We start from the raw sequence: 16,596 nt of genomic DNA, 5'->3' as shown, positions 1-16,596 counted from the left end.
GAGAGGGGGGCTACTTGGCCCTGGCCAGGGGCCAGACCTCGTCCACCTTTTCGATGGTCTTGATGGTGATGCGTTTGCGCAGTTCGTCCGGGATTTCGGCCAGGTCCTTTTTGTTCTGGGCCGGGATGAGCACCTTCTTCATGCCGCGCGACACGGCGGCCAGGATTTTTTCCTTGATACCTCCCACGGGCAGGACGCGGCCGCGCAGGGATATCTCGCCGGTCATGGCCAGGTCCGGCGAGATCGGGGTGTCGGTCAGGGCGGAGATGAGCGCGGTGACCAGCGTGACGCCCGCCGACGGACCGTCCTTGGGGGTGGCCCCTGCCGGAACGTGCACGTGGATGTCCAGCTTGTCGGCGAAGTTCGGGTCGATGCCGTAGTGGTCCGCCCGGGCGCGCGCGATGGAGAGGGCGGCCTGGGCCGACTCCTTCATGACATCGCCGAGCTTGCCGGTCAGGATCAGCTTGCCCTTACCCGGCATGGTCGTCACCTCGATATGCAGGATTTCGCCGCCCACCGGGGTCCAGGCAAGGCCGACCGCCACGCCCGGGGGCAGGGTCGGCTCCTTCTCGTCGTCCAGGAAGCGCGGCGGCCCGAGGAGCTTGTACAGGTTGTTCACCGTGATCTTGAACGGCCCCTTTTCGCCCTCGGCCTTCTTGCGGGCCATCTTGCGGCACAGGGTGCCGATCTCGCGCTCCACGTTGCGCAGGCCCGCCTCGCGGGTGTACTCGCGGATGACCTTGGCAGCCAGCTTGTCGGAAATGACCAGCTCGCCTTCATTCAGGCCGTTCTCCCCGATCTGGCGCGGGATGATGTAGCGCCGGGTGATGACGGTCTTTTCCTGCTCGGTGTAGCCGGGGATGCGGATGACCTCCATGCGGTCCATGAGCGGGCCGGGGATGGAGTCGAGCATGTTGGCCGTGCACACGAACATGACCTTGGACAGGTCGAAGGGCACGTTCAGGTAATGGTCCGTGAACGAGAAGTTCTGTTCGGGGTCGAGCACTTCGAGCAGGGCCGAGGAAGGATCGCCCCGGAAATCCGAGCCGAGCTTGTCGATCTCGTCGAGCATGATCACCGGGTTGCGCGTACCGCACTGCTTGATGGCCTGGATGATGCGGCCCGGCATGGCCCCGATGTAGGTCCGCCGGTGGCCGCGTATCTCGGCCTCGTCGCGCATGCCGCCGAGCGACATGCGGTGGAACTTGCGCCCCAGCGAGCGGGCTATGGACCGCCCGAGCGAGGTCTTGCCCACGCCCGGAGGCCCCACGAAGCAGAGGATCGGGCCCTTCATTTTGGGGTTGAGCTTGCGCACGCTCAGGTATTCGAGGATGCGCTCCTTGACCTTTTCCAGGTCGTAGTGGTCGGTATTGAGAATTTCCTCGGCTTTCTTGATGTCCAGCCGGTCGCGGGAGAGCTTCTTCCACGGCAGGTCGATCATCCAGTCGAGATAGGTGCGGATGACCGTGGCCTCCGAGGACTCGGCGTGCATGGTTTCCAGCCGCTTGAGCTGCTTGAAGGCCTCTTTCATGACCTCCTTGGGCATGCCGGACGCGGCCAGTCCCTTGCGCAGCTCCTCCATTTCCTCGGACTCGTCGGCGTCGTCGCCGAGTTCGCGCTTGATGGCCTTGATCTGCTCGCGCAGGTAGAAGTCGCGCTGGGCTTTGTCCATGCCTTCCTTGGCCATGGTCTGGATCTTGTTCTGCATGGAGGCCACCTCGACCTCCTTGAGCAATTGCTCATTGACCAGCTCCAGCCGCCGGAAAGGCTCCACGCACTCCAGGATTTTCTGGGCCGCCTCCACCTTCATACGCAGGTTGGAGGCGATCAGGTCGGCCAGCCTGCCCGGATCGGACACGCTGTTCAGCACGGACATGATGTCCGCGCTGGAAATGCCGCGCAGGGTCAGGATGCGCTCGGACTGTTCGCGCGAGGAGCGCACCAGCGCCTCCTGCTCGGAGGAGAGTGTGCCCGCCTCGGGCTCGATGATCGGGCTCAGCTCGGCGATGTGGTACGGGTCGTTGGACGAGAACCGTTTGACCTTGGCGCGGGCCAGTCCCTGGACCAGGACCTTGAGGCGTCCGTCGGGCATCTTCAGCATGCGCATGATCATGCCCACCGTGCCGGTCATGTACAGGTCGTCGGGGGTCGGATCCTCCACGTCCTCGTCCTTCTGGGTCAGGATAAGGATGTAGCGGTCCCCGGCCAGGGCCGCGTCCACGGCCCGGACCGATTTTTCGCGGCCCACGAAGAGCGGCAGGATCATGTAGTTGAAGACCACGATGTCGCGTACGGCCAGCACCGGCAGGACCTGCGGAATGTCCGCGGGATTGTGTCCGGTCAAGTCGTCGCCGTCTCCGAACAACGTGGCCCCGGGGCCGGTGGTCAACGCCTCGATGATTTCGGGGATGTCTTCCTCGTCCTTGCCGGGCGCGTCGGATTTCGGGGTCTTATCAATGTCCACGTCCGCCTTTTTGCGTTTGATGTGCGAGGGACGGATGGGGGATTTCTTCTTTTTTTGGCTCAAATGGATATCCTCTGATTCATGTGCAAACAGATGGTGTTACCCTACATATGTCGTCAAACCGAGTTGGCAAGTCCATTATTATGGTAAATTCATCCCGCTGGTCCTTGCCGGACTGGAAGGCCAACGGCCGGGCTGCGGCCTGGAGCGGGAACGGGGAGAGGGAGCGGTGGTCCGAGTCGGCGTCGCCGCGTCAGCGGCGCACGCTGAAATCCGAAAGCGGGGCGTCGGCCATGGCGCGTTGGACCTTTACGGCGGTGACGCGGGCCAGCGGGGGGCCTTGCCGGAGGCTTTTCTCAAACCGGTCGAGCTGTTCGTCGCTGCCGTGGGCCAGGACTTCGACGGCTCCGTCGGGCAGGTTTCGCACCCAACCGGTGACGCCGAGGGCGCGGGCGACCTCGCGGGTCCAGCCTCGGAACCAGACGCCCTGGACCTTTCCCTGGATCACGGCCGTCAGCTCCCGCATCTAGAGCCTCCCGAATTCGTTGAAGCTGTAGTAGTCGTGATCGGTGACGATGATGTGGTCGCGCACGGCGATGTCGAGGCTGGCGCAGGCCTCGGCCACCTTGGCGGTGAGCAGGATGTCCTCGGCGGACGGGTCGCTGCCGCCCCCCGGGTGGTTGTGGACGAGGATGATGTTGGTGGCCGACAGCCGCAGGGCGGCCGCCGCGATCTCGCGCGGGAAAATGGCGGTGGCGTTGGTGGTGCCCTTGCTCATCCGCTCCCAACTGATGACCCGGTTCTTGGTGTCCAGGAAGACCGCCCAGAATTCTTCGATGTCCTTGTGCCCGAGCCGGGCCATGGCCGCCCGGGCCAGGGTGTCGGGGTCGCTGACGGTCTGGCCGCGCCGGGCATTCGCCTCGCCCAAGCGGGCGTGGAGTTCCTGGAGCAGCATCCATTGGGCCTGGACGGCCGGGCCAAGTCCCTTGATCCCGTCGAGTTGGTCGGGCTCGGCCAGGATCGACTCCTTGAGGGAGCCGAAGCGCTCGATGAGCGCCTTGGCCATGGGCTTGGTGTCGCGGCGGGGCAGGGTCAGAGCCAGGAGCAGTTCGAGAATTTCATAGTCGGCCAGGCCGCGCGGATTGTCCGCGAGGCGGTCCTTGAGGCGTTGCCGGTGGCCGATATAGTGGGGCGTTTCCCTGGGGGTGTCGGACATATCAGTACCGGCGCGTCTGGGGTTTGGGCCGGAAGAGGTCGATCAACCCGGCCATGAGCATGTCCAGGGCCTCCTCGTACTTGCGTTCGCCGGTCTTCAGGGAAAGCTCGGCCTCCATGGCCAGGTCGATCATGCGGGCGATGCCGCGCGCGCCCAGGCGTTGGGCCACCGGGGCTTTCTTCTTGAGCATATACGGGCTGCCCGCGGCCTTGCCGCCGTGCGCCAGGAGCCAGTACATGCGGGCCTGTCCGGCCAGGAAGCCGATGAGGTTGAAGAGCATCTGGTCCTTGGCGGACTTGGCGTGGTCGTCGATGACCCGTTTCCAGACCGAGGCCTCGGCCCCGGGCCGCCCCAGGGCGTCCATGAGGTCGAAGAAGGGCATCTCGCCGGTGGGAGCCACCAGAGCGACGTGCTCCTTGCGGACGACCTTGTCGTCTCCGGCGGCCAGCTCCATCTTGTCCAGCTCCAGGCGGGCGGCCACGGCGTCCGTGGGCAGGGCCTGGGTCAGGGCCTGTCCCGCGCCCGGTTCGAAGGTCAGTCCGGCCTTGGCGGCCCAGGCCTTGACGAAGTCGGTCAGGGAACGCTGGTCGAGCCCGGCGGATTCCCAGACCCAGCCTTCTTCACGCGCCTTCTTGTAGAGCTGGCGGCGGGACAGGGCGGGCGGTATCGGGGCCTTTTTGCCCTTCCATTCCCCTTCGAGGCAGAAGATCGGGTAGATGTCCGCGCTCAGGCCCCGAACCGAGGCGTCGAGCTTGTCCCACTGGTCCGCCTTGAGGGCGTGGGCGCGGCGGACCACCAGGGCCTTGGGCTGGGGAAAGAGCGACTTGATGGTCAGGTCGGTCCAGAAGCCCGGGGGCAGGGGATCGTCGTCATCGCCCCAGAACGGCTTGGTTTCCCAGCCGTCCTGGCCGGACTGCTTGAGGCGCTGGTCCACCTCGCCCTTGATCAGTTGAGGGTCGGGGCAGACGAGAAAGAGATATCGGGGCCGGTTCGCCATGATTCGTCCGGGGCTAGTAATCCTGGGTCATGCGGTCAGCCAGCCGCTGGATGCCGCGCCGGGTGACCTCCATGTCCGCTTTTTCGCCATTGCCGTAGTCGAAGGGCCAGCTTTCTTCAATTTCGCCCGATCTCCAGAGCTCGGATTCGTCCGTGGTGGAGCGGATGACCGCGTCGAATCGGAAGATGGCCGTGGAGAGCCGGGTACGGTCATCCTTGTCCGCCACGGCGGTGGGGCGATAGTAGCGGTCGATGATGATGGTGATCAGTGCGTCGGCCTTGGCCGTGTCGTCCACCCAGGTGATGGTCCCCCGGTTGTGCAGTTCGTCGCGCAGCAATTTGCGCAGGCGCGGTTCGAGCCAGGACAGGGTGGTCGGGTTCTCGATTTCGCCCACGGCCAGGGTGCGGAACTGGGGTTTGAGCACGGAATTGCCGCCTTCGCCGAAGGAATAGCCGCAACCGGCCAGGGCGAGGAGCAGGAGGATCGACGTGTATCGCAGCAGGGGCATCAAGTTCTCCAAGGGTTCAGTGATGTCGAACGATAAAGGGATTCGGGGCAAAGGTCCAGCCGTCGGACGGCGAGTTTCGCCACGGTCGGGCGCGGCGCTTGCGTATCACGCTGAAATAAAAATTGATCCGTGGGCCGCGATGAGGCGGCGCGGCAAATTAATTGACCCGCCGGCCCTAAACAAAACGGTCCGGCCACCGATATATAAAGGGAAGCGTCGGGTCACCCCGGCCTTCGGCATTTGATCACAAGGGGCATGTAGGCCCCGTCAACCCCGCATGGATGCGGGAGGGAGACCACGCTATGGCCATGGACGGCGATATGCTGTTTTCAATCATCACGCCCACGGCCGGAAACCGGCCGAACGCCCTGCAAAACGCGGTGGCATCCGTGGAAAGGGCGGCCCGGTTCGCCGGGCTGGAAAGCAATCAACTGGAAATACTCGTCGGCTTCGACGGCACCCGGGGGGCGGCCCCGGACTGCGCCTACCCGGTGCGGACCTTCAGCCTGCCCAATGACCACAACCGGGGACGGGGGGTGCGCGATACCCTGCTCAAGCTCTCGGGCGGCGATAAAATCGTTTTTTTGGACGACGACAATGTGCTCAAGCCGTGCAGCCTGAGCCGCTACCTCCGTCACTTGGACGCCGAGATGGTCATCGGCCGTATCGACGCCCAGCTTACCCTCGGGCAGCCCTGGCTGCCGGTCTGCGACGACGGCCCCCTGGTCCGGCCGGGCAATCTGGACCTGCTTTGCCTGTGCCTGTCGCGCAGCCTGGTCGTGGACCGTTGCGGCGGCTGGCAATACCGGACCGCCCCGGATTCCTGCCACCGGAACATGGCCGAATGGCACCGCCGGGCGCGCAGCGTGACCGTCATCGAGGAGGTGGTCGGCATCTTTGACGCCGGGCGCAGCCTGGACCGCGCGGCCTTGTCCTCGCGCCAAGCGGCCCTTCTGGATGGACTTGCCGTCGAGCGCGGCGCGTCGCCGGTCCGGCCCGCCGTCCGGCGGATGCCGAGCCTGGCCCTGGCCTGATCCGGGCCGCCTTTCGCATCGCGGCCAAGGCCGTTCGTCGCCCGGGTCCGACCGGGCGGCGCACGCCTCTTTCCTTTTTTCGCGATCCGCGTACAATGCGGCCAACCTATATTCGCGAACAAAGGAAGCCCTGCATGCCCCAGACCAGCAAGGCCCGCCTGCGCAACCGGGCGTGGCGGATTCTCCTGCTCCAATGCGGCCTGTCCTCGGCCGCCGTCGTCCTCGTCCTGCTCCCGGTTTTCCTGTTCCGGACCCGCGCCTGGACTCTGGCCGCTCCGCCCGCCGCCGCAATCCTGGTCCTCGGCATCACCCTGTTTTGCGCTTCGAGGTCCCTGCGCCTGCTCGATGGGGTTTACGACGAGATCGCCGTCCTGACCTCTCACGACGACCTGACCGGTCTGCTCAACCGCCGCCGGTTCTTCGACCGGCTGGACGCAGAGATCGACCGCGCCGAGCGGTACGGCAACAACCTTTCCCTGATCATGGTCGATCTGGATCACTTCAAGCGGGTCAACGACACCTTCGGCCACCCGCTGGGCGACCTGGCCCTGGCCGAGGTGGCCCGGCTGCTGGCCGCCAACATCCGCACCTCGGATGTGGCCGCGCGTTACGGCGGCGAGGAGTTCATGATCATCCTGCCCGAAGCGGACGCGGCCCAGGCCGCCCAGGCCGCCGAAAAGCTACGCATGGTCGTGGAGGTCAACGATATCAGCCTGGAGGGGCCGGAGATCAAGGTGACCATATCCTGCGGCGTGGCCGACCTGGCCTCGGTGCGTCCGGGCCGGGGGACCGTGCGGGACGCCCTGGTCCTGGCCGCGGACCAGGCCATGCACGAGGCCAAGCGGAACGGCCGCAATCAGGTACTCGTGCGCGTGGCCGGACGCGAACGCCAGTTGACCCTGGTGTGACGGGGCGCGCCGCCGCCCGCTGGGAACGGCGGTCTTCGAAGGGCGGCCTGCAAGGCGTATTCATAACTATCTGATATGCGTACGCTTTATGCGCTGAATTTTCCCCTTTCCCCTCGGAGTCATTTACGTTAAGTACATTGGTTCCCCGCCGGATGGCGAGGGGCGCGCGTTTTTCCGCGCCCGTCAGGGTAAATCATCATCGAGGTAACAGCATGTCCCTTTGCAAGATCGAAGAAGCCATTGAGGATATCCGCCAGGGCCGAATGGTCATCATGGTGGATGACGAGGACCGCGAAAACGAGGGCGATCTGGTCTGCGCCGCCGAGGCGGTTACGCCCGAAGCCATTAATTTCATGGCCACTTACGGGCGTGGGCTCATCTGCCTACCCATGTCCAACGATATGGCCGACGCCCTGGGTCTGGAGCTGATGACCAAGAAAAACGAGTCCGGCTTCGGCACCAACTTCACGGTGTCCATCGAGGCGCGCGAGGGCGTTACCACCGGTATTTCGGCCAAGGATCGGGCCACCACCGTGCTGGCCGCCGTGGCCGACGGGGTCGGTCCCGAAGCCATCGTCACCCCGGGCCACGTCTTCCCCCTGCGGGCCAAGGACGGCGGCGTGCTGGTCCGTGCGGGCCAGACCGAGGGCGGCAGCGACATCGCCCGGCTGGCCGGCTTCAAGCCCGCTGCGGTGATCTGCGAGATCATGAACGATGACGGGACAATGGCCCGCATGCCCGACCTGGAGAAGTACGCAAAGAAGCACGGGCTGAAGATCTGCTCCGTGGCCGACCTCATCGCCTACCGCATGAAGTTCGACGGCAAGTCCGTAACCAAGGTGGGCGAAGCGCACCTGCCCACCCGCTGGGGCAATTTCGAGTCCGCGGCGTTTTACTCCGAAGCCGACGGCAAGACCCACATCGCCCTGTACATGGGCGACATCCATCCCGATGACCCTACCCTGGTCAGGGTCCACTCCGAGTGCCTGACCGGCGACGTGTTCGGCTCCCTGCGCTGCGACTGCGGCCCCCAGCTTCAGGACGCCATGTGCATGATCCGCAACGAGGGCAAGGGCGTGCTGGTATATATGCGCCAGGAAGGGCGCGGCATCGGCCTGGGCAACAAGATCCGGGCCTACCACCTGCAGGATCAGGGGCTGGACACCGTGGAGGCCAACGTCAAGCTCGGCTTCCCGCCGGACATGCGCGAGTACGGCACCGGCGCGCAGATCCTGGTGGCGCTCGGCGTTTCCAAGATGCGCTTGATGACCAACAACCCCAAGAAGATGATCGGCCTGGAGGGCTACGGCCTGCAAGTGGTCGAGCGCGTGCCCATCGAAGTCGGCGCGTGCGAGCTCAACGAGCGCTACCTCAGGACCAAGCGCGACAAGATGCACCACCTGCTGAAGGTGGACGAGAAGTAGGGCCCCAAGTTGACTTTTGGGGAAGCGATAACATATTACACCGCTATATATTTCATACAGTAGGGAGAATACATCATGTCCGTGAAGACCATCGAAGGGCTGCTGGACGCCAAGGGACTCAAGATCGCCATCGTGGCCGCCCGGTTCAACGACTTCATCGTTGACCGCCTCATTTCCGGGGCCGTGGACTACCTGGTCCGCCACGGCGCGTCCGAGGACGACTTGACCCTGATCCGCCTGCCCGGCGCCTTCGAGTTGCCGCTGGCCGCGCAGAAAGTGGCCCGTTCCGACAAGTACGACGGCATCGTCGTGCTCGGCGCGGTCATTCGCGGCGGCACCCCCCATTTCGACTATGTGTGCAGCGAATGCGCCAAGGGCATCGCCCATGCCTCCATGGAGTCCGGCCTGCCCATGGGCTTCGGTCTGTTGACCTGCGATTCCCTGGACCAGGCCATCGACCGGGCCGGAGCCAAGGCCGGCAACAAGGGCGTGGAAGCCGCGTCCGCCATGCTTGAAACCATCCGCGTGATGGAGCAGCTCTAGTCCATGGCTTCGAAATCAAAGGGCAACAGACCCGGAATTCGCAGGGTGGGGCGCACCCTGGCCTTCCAGGTGCTTTACTCCACCCATTTCCTCGACAAGGAAAATCCCCTGGACATGGATACCCTGTTCGACATCAACCCCATGGTCGTTGAACAGGAGTCCGAGACCGCGCGCGCTTTCGCCCGCGACCTGATCCGGGGCGTCAGCGTGAATCTGCGCGACATCGACGGGACCATCGAGGAACACTCCCAGCATTGGAAGATCGAGCGCATCGCCATGGTGGAGCTGTCCATCCTGCGCCTGTCCCTGTACGAGATGCTGTTCACCGACATCCCGGTCAAGGCGGCCATCAACGAAGCCATCGAGCTGTCCAAGACCTTCGGCGACGAGAAGTCCCGTTCCTTCGTCAACGGCATACTGGACGGCGTGGCCAAGACCCTGAAGCGAAATTGACCGCCCCCATGGCACGGCTCCGCCGCGCCTTCCGGCCCGCCGTCGGGGACGAAACGATCAAGTAGGAAACATCGACATGGCATTAGGCAAATACTCCCCCGAGGACATCGAGAAGAAATGGCAGGCCATCTGGAAGGAGTCCGGCTGCTTCCAGGTGGAGACGGATCCGTCCAAGCCCAAGTACTACGTGCTGGAGATGTTCCCCTATCCGTCCGGCAAGATCCATATGGGCCACGTGCGCAACTACTCCATCGGCGACGTGGTCGCGCGGTTCAAGACCATGCAGGGGTTCAACGTCCTGCATCCCATGGGCTGGGACGCCTTCGGACTGCCCGCCGAGAACGCGGCCATCAAGCACGAGACCCATCCCGCCACCTGGACCTATCAGAACATTTCGGAGATGCGCGAGCAGTTGCAGCGGCTGGGCTATTCCTATGACTGGCGGCGCGAAATCGCCACCTGCCGCCCGGAATACTACAAGTGGGAGCAGCTTTTCTTCCTTAAGTTCCTGGAAAAGGGACTGGCCTACCGCAAGGATTCCCCGCAGAACTGGTGCCCGACCTGCAACACCGTGCTGGCCAACGAACAGGTCGAGGACGGCCTGTGCTGGCGCTGCGATTCCGAGGTGGAGCAGAAGGACATGGAGCAGTGGTTCCTGCGCATCACCGACTACGCCGACGAGCTGCTTCAAGACCTGGAGAAGCTGGAGGGCGGCTGGCCCGAGCGCGTGCTGACCATGCAGCGCAACTGGATCGGCAAGTCCTACGGCGCGGAGTTGACCTTCCAAGTCAAGGGCATGGATGAGACCATCGACGTCTTCACCACTCGGCCCGACACCCTGTTCGGCGCGACCTTCATGTCCGTGGCCGCAGAGCATCCGCTTGTGGAGCGGCTCATCAAGGATGCCCCGAACAAGGCCGAGATCGAATCCTTCGTGACCAACATCCGGAACATGGACCGCATCAAGCGCGGGGCCGAGGATCTGGAGAAGGAAGGCATCTTCACCGGCAAGTACTGCGTCAACCCGGTGACCGGCAAGGATATCCCCATTTTCGTCGCCAACTTCGTGCTCATGGGCTACGGGACCGGCGCGGTCATGGCCGTGCCCGCCCACGACCAGCGCGATTTTGAGTTCGCCACCAAGTACGGTCTGCACAAGCAGGTGGTCATCAATCCCCCCGAGTTGCACGCGAAGGGCGAACAGCTGGACGCGGCCGATCTGACCGAAGCGTATTCCGCCCCCGGTTTCCTGATCCATTCGGGCGAATTCGACGGCATGCCCAACGAAGACGCCAAGAAGGCCGTGGTCGAACATCTGGACGCCTCGGGTAAGGGGAAGATGGCCGTCAACTACCGTCTGCGCGACTGGAACGTCTCCCGTCAGAGGTTCTGGGGCGCGCCCATTCCGATCATTTACTGCGATGACTGCGGCGTGGTCCCGGTGCCGGAAAAGGATCTGCCGGTCCTGCTTCCCGAGAACGCCCAGGTGCGCAAGGACGGCAAATCGCCCCTGCCGACCATGGACGAGTTCGTCAATTGCACCTGCCCGAAGTGCGGCAAACCCGCCCGGCGCGAAACCGATACCTTCGACACCTTTTTCGAGTCTTCCTGGTACTACATGCGCTATTGCGACCCGCGCAACGAGAGCGAGCCGCTGGGCGCGGAGCATCTGGACTACTGGATGAACGTGGACCAGTACATCGGCGGCATCGAACACGCCATCCTGCACCTGCTCTATTCCCGATTCTTCACCAAGGCCCTGCGCGACTGCGGCTACGTCAAAAATAGCGAGCCGTTCGCCAATCTGCTGACCCAGGGCATGGTTCTCAAGGACGGCGGCAAGATGTCCAAGTCCAAGGGCAATGTGGTCGATCCGGGCGCCATGATCAACCAGTACGGGGCGGACGCCACCCGCCTGTTCATCCTGTTCGCTTCCCCGCCGGTCAAGGAGCTGGAGTGGTCCGACCAGGGCATCGACGGCGCGTATCGCTTCCTGTCCCGCCTGTGGCGGCTGGTGGAGGAGCTTGAGGACGTGCTCACGCCCATGACCCCCGGCTCTTGCGACAAGCCCGTTTCCGAAGCGGCCAAGGGGTTGCGCTTCAAGGAGCACGACACCATCCGTCGGGCCACCCGCGACATCGAGAACGAGTTCCAGTTCAACACGGTCATCGCGGCCATCATGGAGTTGGTCAACGAGCTCTATCAGGTCAAGGACGAACTCAAGTCCTCCGAACCCGCGGCTTTGTCCTCGGCCATAGCAACGGCCGTGACCCTGCTTTCCCCGGTTGCTCCGCACATCTGCGAGGAGTTGTGGGCCGCGCTCGGCCACACGGTTCACATGACCGCCCAGCCCTGGCCCGCCTATGACGAAAAGGCCCTGATCCTCGATGAGGTGACCATGGTTGTCCAGGTCAACGGCAAGGTGCGCGGTAAATTCCAAGCCCCGAACAACGCCCCGCAGGCCGAGGTCGAAAAGCTTGCCACGGATTTGGAGAACGTGCAGAAGTTCATGGAGGGCAAGACGATCCGCAAGGTTATTGTCATCCCCAACAAGCTGGTCAACATCGTGGTTGGTTAGGTTTTTATCCTACGGAATAAAAAGGCCGGGAGGTTTGTCCTTCCGGCCTTTTTTGTTTTGTCCGCGCCTCCGGGGCCAGGAGAAATTAGGTTTGTTGGCGGGCGGTTGGGCCGCGCTTTTGCGTCGGGGGGTTGGGTTGTCCTCCTTACTTTGTTGTTTCGCCTTTACGGCGACTTCCTTTTTTGCTGGCGCAGAAAAAAGGAAGCAAAAACTGCGCTGCGGTGCTGCCGCGCGGAAGCGGCCCCAAGAGCCCGTAGGCGGCTTCCGCTGGTTTGATAGATGTCTGCTGCGCAGACTCGATCAAAGCTGCGCTTCAGCTCGCCGGACACGGGCTCTAGGGTTCGCTTCCGATTGTTGTTCTGCGTAAGGGGATTGGGCGGGTGTAGTTAATCTTGTTTTGAAGAGGAGGGGCGCGGAGGTTTTGTCCGCGCGTTTGCGGTGAGAAAATAGCGGGTTGCCCTTTGGCGGTGCGGGGAGAGTGGCCGCGCTTTCGCGTCGGGGGTTTGGATTGTTCTCTTTACTTTGTTGTTTCGCCTTTTCGGCGACTTCCTTTTTTGCTGGCGCAGAAAAAAGGAAGCAAAAACTGCGCTATTGGTGCTGCCGCGCGGAAGCGGACCCAAGAGCCCGTAGGCGGCTTTCGCTGGTTTGATAGATGTCTGCTGCGCAGACTCGATCAAAGCCGCGCTTCAGCTCGCCGAACACGGGCTCTAGGGGTCGCTTCCGATTGATGGTCTGCGTAAGGGGGTTGGGCGGGTGCAGTTAACCCTGTTTTGAAGAGGTGGGGCGCGGAAACTTGTCCGCGCCTCCGGGGCCAGGAGAAATTAGGTTTGTTGGCGGACGGTTGGGCCGCGCTTTCGCGTCGGGGCTTTGGGTTGTTCTCTTTACATTGTTGTTTCGCCTTTCCGGCGACTTCCTTTTTTGCTGGCGCAGAAAAAAGGAAGCAAAAACTGCGCTACGGTGCTGCCGCGCGGAAGCGGACCCAAGAGCCCGTAGGCGGCTTCCGCTGGTTTGATAGATGTCTGCTGCGCAGACTCGATCAAAGCCGCGCTTCAGCTCGCCGGACACGGGCTCTAGGGTTCGCTTCCGATTGTTGTCCTGCGTAAGGGGATTGGGCGGGCGCGGTCAGCCCGGTTTTGGGGAGGTGTGGGGACGAAATTTTGTCTGCGCGTTCGCGGTGCCGAAATGGTGGGAGGACGAAAAGTCGCCATTAAAAATGATGCTGCGTACTCGTCTTACAAAAAATAACCGCGTCCCGCCCAACAAAAGCTCCACCCGCAACACACCCCGGCCCCCCTCCTGGGGCGCCTCGGGTGCCCCGCACCCGACAGCGGCTCTCCTCGGTCTCCCGGTCATGGCAATTTCCCCCCGCGTCCCCTCATCCCTCTTCACCACGCCGAACGAGCCCTGGATCGGGCGTTAGAAGCCGACCGCGAAGGGGCGGCGGCTCCTGTTCCGGCGGGAGTCGGACCGCAGTAGAAGGAAGCGTCTCGACCCGTGAACCTCGCTTTATCTTTAGGCAGAGGGAGCCGCCCCAAGCGGATCGGATTCTTGCGCTCGATCCCCCGGGCGGCCGCGCCCACTCCAGGGCCCTTTTTTTCGTCCTTTTTTTGGGCCAGCAAAAAAAGGACCCCGCCGGGAGGGCCTGGAGCATTGGGCGGGCTTCAGCCCGCCCAGCGGCTCTCAACGTCGGACGCGGTTCTCACCAAACACACGAGCAAAACCACAATCATCCCGCGTTTTGCCGCCGCAACCGCGCCGCCGCAATCCGGCCAAACAAAAAGCACACCCGAAGACGTGCTTTCCTTTCCCGCCGCCAAGCGCGGGACATACGGAAGGATCCCCCGGCTAGAAGCCGTTCTTCCGCAAAAACTCCATGGTGATCCCGCCGCCGGATTGCGGGGCCTCACCCCCGCCGGTCCACGGCTGGACCATCCGCTCCACATACTTGCCGATGACGTCGGTCTCCATGTTGACCTTGGTGCCGGGCGTCCAGCCGGAGATGGTCGTGACCTTCTGGGTCTCGGGGATGATGTTCACCTCCAGCCAGGTGGGGGCGCAGTCGTTGACGGTCAGGCTGATGCCGTCCAGGGTCACCGATCCCTTGGGGATGACGTAACGGCCATGTGCCGCGTCGAAGGACAGGCGGTATATCCTGGATTCGCCCTCCGGGCGCACTTCGGCCACTTCGGCCAGGCAGTCCACATGGCCCGCCACGATGTGCCCGCCGAAGCGGTCGCCCATGGCCATGGCCCGCTCCAGGTTGACCGTGCTGCCCGGGCGAAGGAACCCCAGGCTGGTGACGGACAGGGTTTCGCGGCTGGCGTAACAGGTGAACCAGCCGTCGGCAAAGGTCTCCACGGTCAGGCACGCGCCGTTCACGGCGATGGATTCGCCCAATTGGATGTCGGGCAGGTCGAATAGAGGGCGGATGCGGAAGCGCGTCTCGGCCCCCCTGGCCTCGGCGGCCTCGATGCGGCCCATGCCGAGTATCAATCCGGTGAACATATGAAATACCTCGTTTCAGGCGTTGGATGGGCCCGTTGTAGCAGGCTGGGGAGCGGGTGTAAATCCGCGCTGGTCCCGATAGGCGTCGAACCGCCGCCGGTAGGCGGGCCGGGTATCCGTCCGAGATGTCCCCGCGCGGGGAGCCCGTCGGCAACTCCTTAATATCGGCGGGGAGTGTCTGCGGCTGTGGCGGTCCTTGCGGGCGATGCACACGGAGCGCGCACGTGAACGCCCCGTTCGGGGCATGGTGTCCCCGCGGCGATCTCTTTGCGGAAGATGCTGCGGGCGGACAAGAGGCCATCTATGGCAGGAGAAACCGATGTGGTGAATTGGGCCGCGTCAATCCAGGTACCACTTGAGCAGCCTCCGGTAGACGGGGCGTCGGGTGACGGCGTCCAAAGCCCGCTGGAAGCGTTTGATCAGGGCTTCCGGGGTGTTTTTGGCAAAGGCATAGTACAGGGGCTCGGCGCACAGGGTCATGATCGGCTTGAACTCGCCGGGAGGGAGTCCTAGTTGGGCGGAGAAGTGGTGGAATTGGAGGGCGTCCATGGCCACGGCGTCCACCCGGTCGCGTTCGAGCATGCGGATGGCCGTGTTCGGCGAGCTGGAGCCGGTATAGGGCAGTCCCGCATCCCGCAGGATGTTGGCCGAGGCCACGTCGCGCACTGCGGTCAGCCGCCATCCGCCGAGATCCCGGAGCGAGCGCGCGCTCAGTTTCCTGGAGCGCAGGGTGAATACTTCGGTCTTGCCCCGGACGATGGGACCGACCCACTTGAAGTCCGCTTCCCGGCCCTTGGTCCGGTACATGGCGAAGAGCACGGTCCGGGAATCGACGCGGCTCATGTCGTACGCCCGGGGCCAGGGCAACAGGTGAATGGGCTGTTCCGGCACGCCCATCTCCTGCCAGGCGAGCTTGAGCAGGTCCACGGACAACCCCGTGAGCCGTCCGGCCCGGGTGTAGTTCATGGGCCAGTATTCTTCGGTTACGTAAGTCAGATTTTCGGCGGGATCGGCGCCGCTGTTGCCTTGGGCGGGGATGGCTGCGAAGAGGATGACGGCGAGCAGGAACGCGGGCAATGGAAAGCGGTGCATTTCGAAAAAAGTACGCATGAACAGGGGGAAAGGCAAGACGGAAGAGGAATTCCAGCCCCCGGGGGATGGAGCGTGCCCAATGTTAATTTATATAGAAATTGAGTAGGTTCCGGTAGAGCGGCCGCCGGGTGACCGCGTCCAGGGCCCGCTGGAAGCGGGCGATGAGGGGGTCGGCGGTATCCCGGCTGAAGGCGTAGTACAGGAAGTCTTCGCTCAGGACCCAGACGGTCTCGAAGGTGTCCTGCGGAATACCCATGGCCGTCGTGGCTCGGCGGAAACGGAAGATGTCCATGGCCACGGCGTCCACGCGGCCCGATTCGAGCAGTTGCACGGCATGTTCGGCGCGGGAGGCGTAGGTGGGGGCAAGCCCGACTCTGAGTATCTTGATGGTGGCGGCGGTGTCGCGCAGCGAGGCGATCCGCCGTCCGGCCAGGTCACGCAGGGAATTGACGGCGAGATGCCGGACGCGCAGGGCGAACAGGGCCAGCCGTCCCTGGACGATGGGCCCGACCCATTTGAAGGATTTTTCCCGTTCCTCGGTGCGGTAGACGGAAAAGATCATGGTATGCCGGTCGAGTTGAGCGGCGTCGTAGATGCGGGCCCAGGGCATGACCCGGATGGGCTGTTCCGGTACGCCCATCTCCTGCCAAATCTGCTTGAGCAGGATCACGGCAAGGCCGGTGGGACGGCCGTTTTCCGTATAGTTGAAAGGCCTGAACTCCTCGGTCAGGTAGGTGAGCCCCTCGGTGGGGTCGTCGGACTCATGCGCCGAGGCGGGCGCTGCCGACAGAAGGAGCCCGACCAGCAGGGGCAGGACCATTATACCAGTGACCATTATAGATCAATGATAGCCAAATGACGAGTTCAAGGCAAG

14 protein-coding genes are annotated in these 16,596 nt (G+C 63.6%); 6 read left to right on the top strand and 8 right to left on the bottom strand.

From position 1 onward, the window contains the following. Window positions 1-10: 10 nt before the first annotated feature. The 5 genes from lon to lptE all read right to left on the bottom strand — a co-directional run bounded on the left by lon (window position 11) and on the right by lptE (window position 5,185). Complete coding sequence (gene lon / locus J0909_RS07525) at window positions 11-2,527, bottom strand: endopeptidase La (RefSeq protein WP_207261774.1); 2,517 nt, start codon at window positions 2,525-2,527, stop codon at window positions 11-13. 190 nt (window positions 2,528-2,717) lie between these two features. Beyond that, the gene (locus tag J0909_RS07520) at window positions 2,718-2,990 is read right to left on the bottom strand and encodes an acylphosphatase (RefSeq protein ID WP_207261772.1); all 273 of its coding nucleotides are present in this window, start codon (window positions 2,988-2,990) and stop codon (window positions 2,718-2,720) included. After that, window positions 2,991-3,680, bottom strand: a complete 690-nt coding sequence (gene radC, locus J0909_RS07515) for a RadC family protein (RefSeq protein WP_207261771.1) — start codon at window positions 3,678-3,680, stop codon at window positions 2,991-2,993. It abuts the gene before it with no gap. Window position 3,681: 1 nt separating this feature from the next. Continuing rightward, window positions 3,682-4,677 carry a DNA polymerase III subunit delta gene (locus J0909_RS07510; protein ID WP_207261770.1) on the bottom strand — a complete coding sequence of 332 codons (996 nt, stop codon included), beginning with the start codon at window positions 4,675-4,677 and terminating at the stop codon, window positions 3,682-3,684. 13 nt (window positions 4,678-4,690) lie between these two features. Continuing rightward, window positions 4,691-5,185 carry an LPS assembly lipoprotein LptE gene (gene lptE / locus J0909_RS07505; RefSeq protein WP_207261769.1) on the bottom strand — a complete coding sequence of 165 codons (495 nt, stop codon included), beginning with the start codon at window positions 5,183-5,185 and terminating at the stop codon, window positions 4,691-4,693. 320 nt (window positions 5,186-5,505) lie between these two features. Here lptE and J0909_RS07500 point away from each other — a divergent pair, with 320 nt between their 5' ends. The 6 genes from J0909_RS07500 to leuS all read left to right on the top strand — a co-directional run bounded on the left by J0909_RS07500 (window position 5,506) and on the right by leuS (window position 12,125). After that, complete coding sequence (locus J0909_RS07500) at window positions 5,506-6,219, top strand: glycosyltransferase family 2 protein (protein ID WP_286181865.1); 714 nt, start codon at window positions 5,506-5,508, stop codon at window positions 6,217-6,219. 134 nt (window positions 6,220-6,353) lie between these two features. Then, window positions 6,354-7,127: a GGDEF domain-containing protein gene (locus J0909_RS07495; protein ID WP_207261767.1), complete on the top strand. Its 774-nt coding sequence runs from the start codon at window positions 6,354-6,356 to the stop codon at window positions 7,125-7,127. Between the two features lie 212 nt (window positions 7,128-7,339). Further along, complete coding sequence (locus tag J0909_RS07490; protein ID WP_207261766.1) at window positions 7,340-8,551, top strand: bifunctional 3,4-dihydroxy-2-butanone-4-phosphate synthase/GTP cyclohydrolase II; 1,212 nt, start codon at window positions 7,340-7,342, stop codon at window positions 8,549-8,551. 75 nt (window positions 8,552-8,626) lie between these two features. Continuing rightward, a complete protein-coding gene (ribH, locus tag J0909_RS07485) occupies window positions 8,627-9,094 on the top strand; it encodes a 6,7-dimethyl-8-ribityllumazine synthase (protein ID WP_207261765.1) in 468 nt (155 codons plus the stop codon). A 3-nt stretch (window positions 9,095-9,097) separates the two neighbouring features. Beyond that, entirely contained in the window at window positions 9,098-9,547 is a 450-nt protein-coding gene (nusB, locus tag J0909_RS07480) for a transcription antitermination factor NusB (RefSeq protein ID WP_207261763.1), read from the top strand. Window positions 9,548-9,623: 76 nt separating this feature from the next. Continuing rightward, window positions 9,624-12,125: a leucine--tRNA ligase gene (gene leuS, locus J0909_RS07475; RefSeq protein ID WP_207261761.1), complete on the top strand. Its 2,502-nt coding sequence runs from the start codon at window positions 9,624-9,626 to the stop codon at window positions 12,123-12,125. Between the two features lie 1,845 nt (window positions 12,126-13,970). Here the strand turns inward: leuS and J0909_RS07470 are convergent. The 3 genes from J0909_RS07470 to J0909_RS07460 all read right to left on the bottom strand — a co-directional run bounded on the left by J0909_RS07470 (window position 13,971) and on the right by J0909_RS07460 (window position 16,557). After that, entirely contained in the window at window positions 13,971-14,630 is a 660-nt protein-coding gene (locus J0909_RS07470; protein WP_207261759.1) for a riboflavin synthase, read from the bottom strand. A gap of 339 nt (window positions 14,631-14,969) precedes the next feature. Beyond that, window positions 14,970-15,722: a substrate-binding periplasmic protein gene (locus J0909_RS07465; RefSeq protein ID WP_207261756.1), complete on the bottom strand. Its 753-nt coding sequence runs from the start codon at window positions 15,720-15,722 to the stop codon at window positions 14,970-14,972. Window positions 15,723-15,804: 82 nt separating this feature from the next. Then, window positions 15,805-16,557 carry a substrate-binding periplasmic protein gene (locus J0909_RS07460; RefSeq protein WP_207261754.1) on the bottom strand — a complete coding sequence of 251 codons (753 nt, stop codon included), beginning with the start codon at window positions 16,555-16,557 and terminating at the stop codon, window positions 15,805-15,807. Window positions 16,558-16,596: the final 39 nt, after the last annotated feature.

Source organism: Desulfovibrio sp. Huiquan2017, assembly GCF_017351175.1.
Taxonomy (GTDB): Bacteria; Desulfobacterota; Desulfovibrionia; order Desulfovibrionales; family Desulfovibrionaceae; genus Pseudodesulfovibrio.
The sequence above is the reverse complement of the archived record's forward strand: the minus strand, read 5'-3'. Positions and strand labels throughout refer to the sequence as shown.

What these genes read in the sequence shown, in the direction of transcription:
- J0909_RS07520 (WP_207261772.1), bottom strand. Translation starts at nt 2,990, where the DNA reads ATGCGGGAGCTGACGGCCGTGATCCAGGGAAAGGTCCAGGGCGTCTGG.
- radC (WP_207261771.1), bottom strand. Translation starts at nt 3,680, where the DNA reads ATGTCCGACACCCCCAGGGAAACGCCCCACTATATCGGCCACCGGCAA.
- J0909_RS07510 (WP_207261770.1), bottom strand. Translation starts at nt 4,677, where the DNA reads ATGGCGAACCGGCCCCGATATCTCTTTCTCGTCTGCCCCGACCCTCAA.
- lptE (WP_207261769.1), bottom strand. Translation starts at nt 5,185, where the DNA reads ATGCCCCTGCTGCGATACACGTCGATCCTCCTGCTCCTCGCCCTGGCC.
- J0909_RS07500 (WP_286181865.1), top strand. Translation starts at nt 5,506, where the DNA reads ATGCTGTTTTCAATCATCACGCCCACGGCCGGAAACCGGCCGAACGCC.
- J0909_RS07495 (WP_207261767.1), top strand. Translation starts at nt 6,354, where the DNA reads ATGCCCCAGACCAGCAAGGCCCGCCTGCGCAACCGGGCGTGGCGGATT.
- J0909_RS07490 (WP_207261766.1), top strand. Translation starts at nt 7,340, where the DNA reads ATGTCCCTTTGCAAGATCGAAGAAGCCATTGAGGATATCCGCCAGGGC.
- ribH (WP_207261765.1), top strand. Translation starts at nt 8,627, where the DNA reads ATGTCCGTGAAGACCATCGAAGGGCTGCTGGACGCCAAGGGACTCAAG.
- nusB (WP_207261763.1), top strand. Translation starts at nt 9,098, where the DNA reads ATGGCTTCGAAATCAAAGGGCAACAGACCCGGAATTCGCAGGGTGGGG.
- leuS (WP_207261761.1), top strand. Translation starts at nt 9,624, where the DNA reads ATGGCATTAGGCAAATACTCCCCCGAGGACATCGAGAAGAAATGGCAG.
- J0909_RS07470 (WP_207261759.1), bottom strand. Translation starts at nt 14,630, where the DNA reads ATGTTCACCGGATTGATACTCGGCATGGGCCGCATCGAGGCCGCCGAG.
- J0909_RS07465 (WP_207261756.1), bottom strand. Translation starts at nt 15,722, where the DNA reads ATGCACCGCTTTCCATTGCCCGCGTTCCTGCTCGCCGTCATCCTCTTC.
- J0909_RS07460 (WP_207261754.1), bottom strand. Translation starts at nt 16,557, where the DNA reads ATGGTCACTGGTATAATGGTCCTGCCCCTGCTGGTCGGGCTCCTTCTG.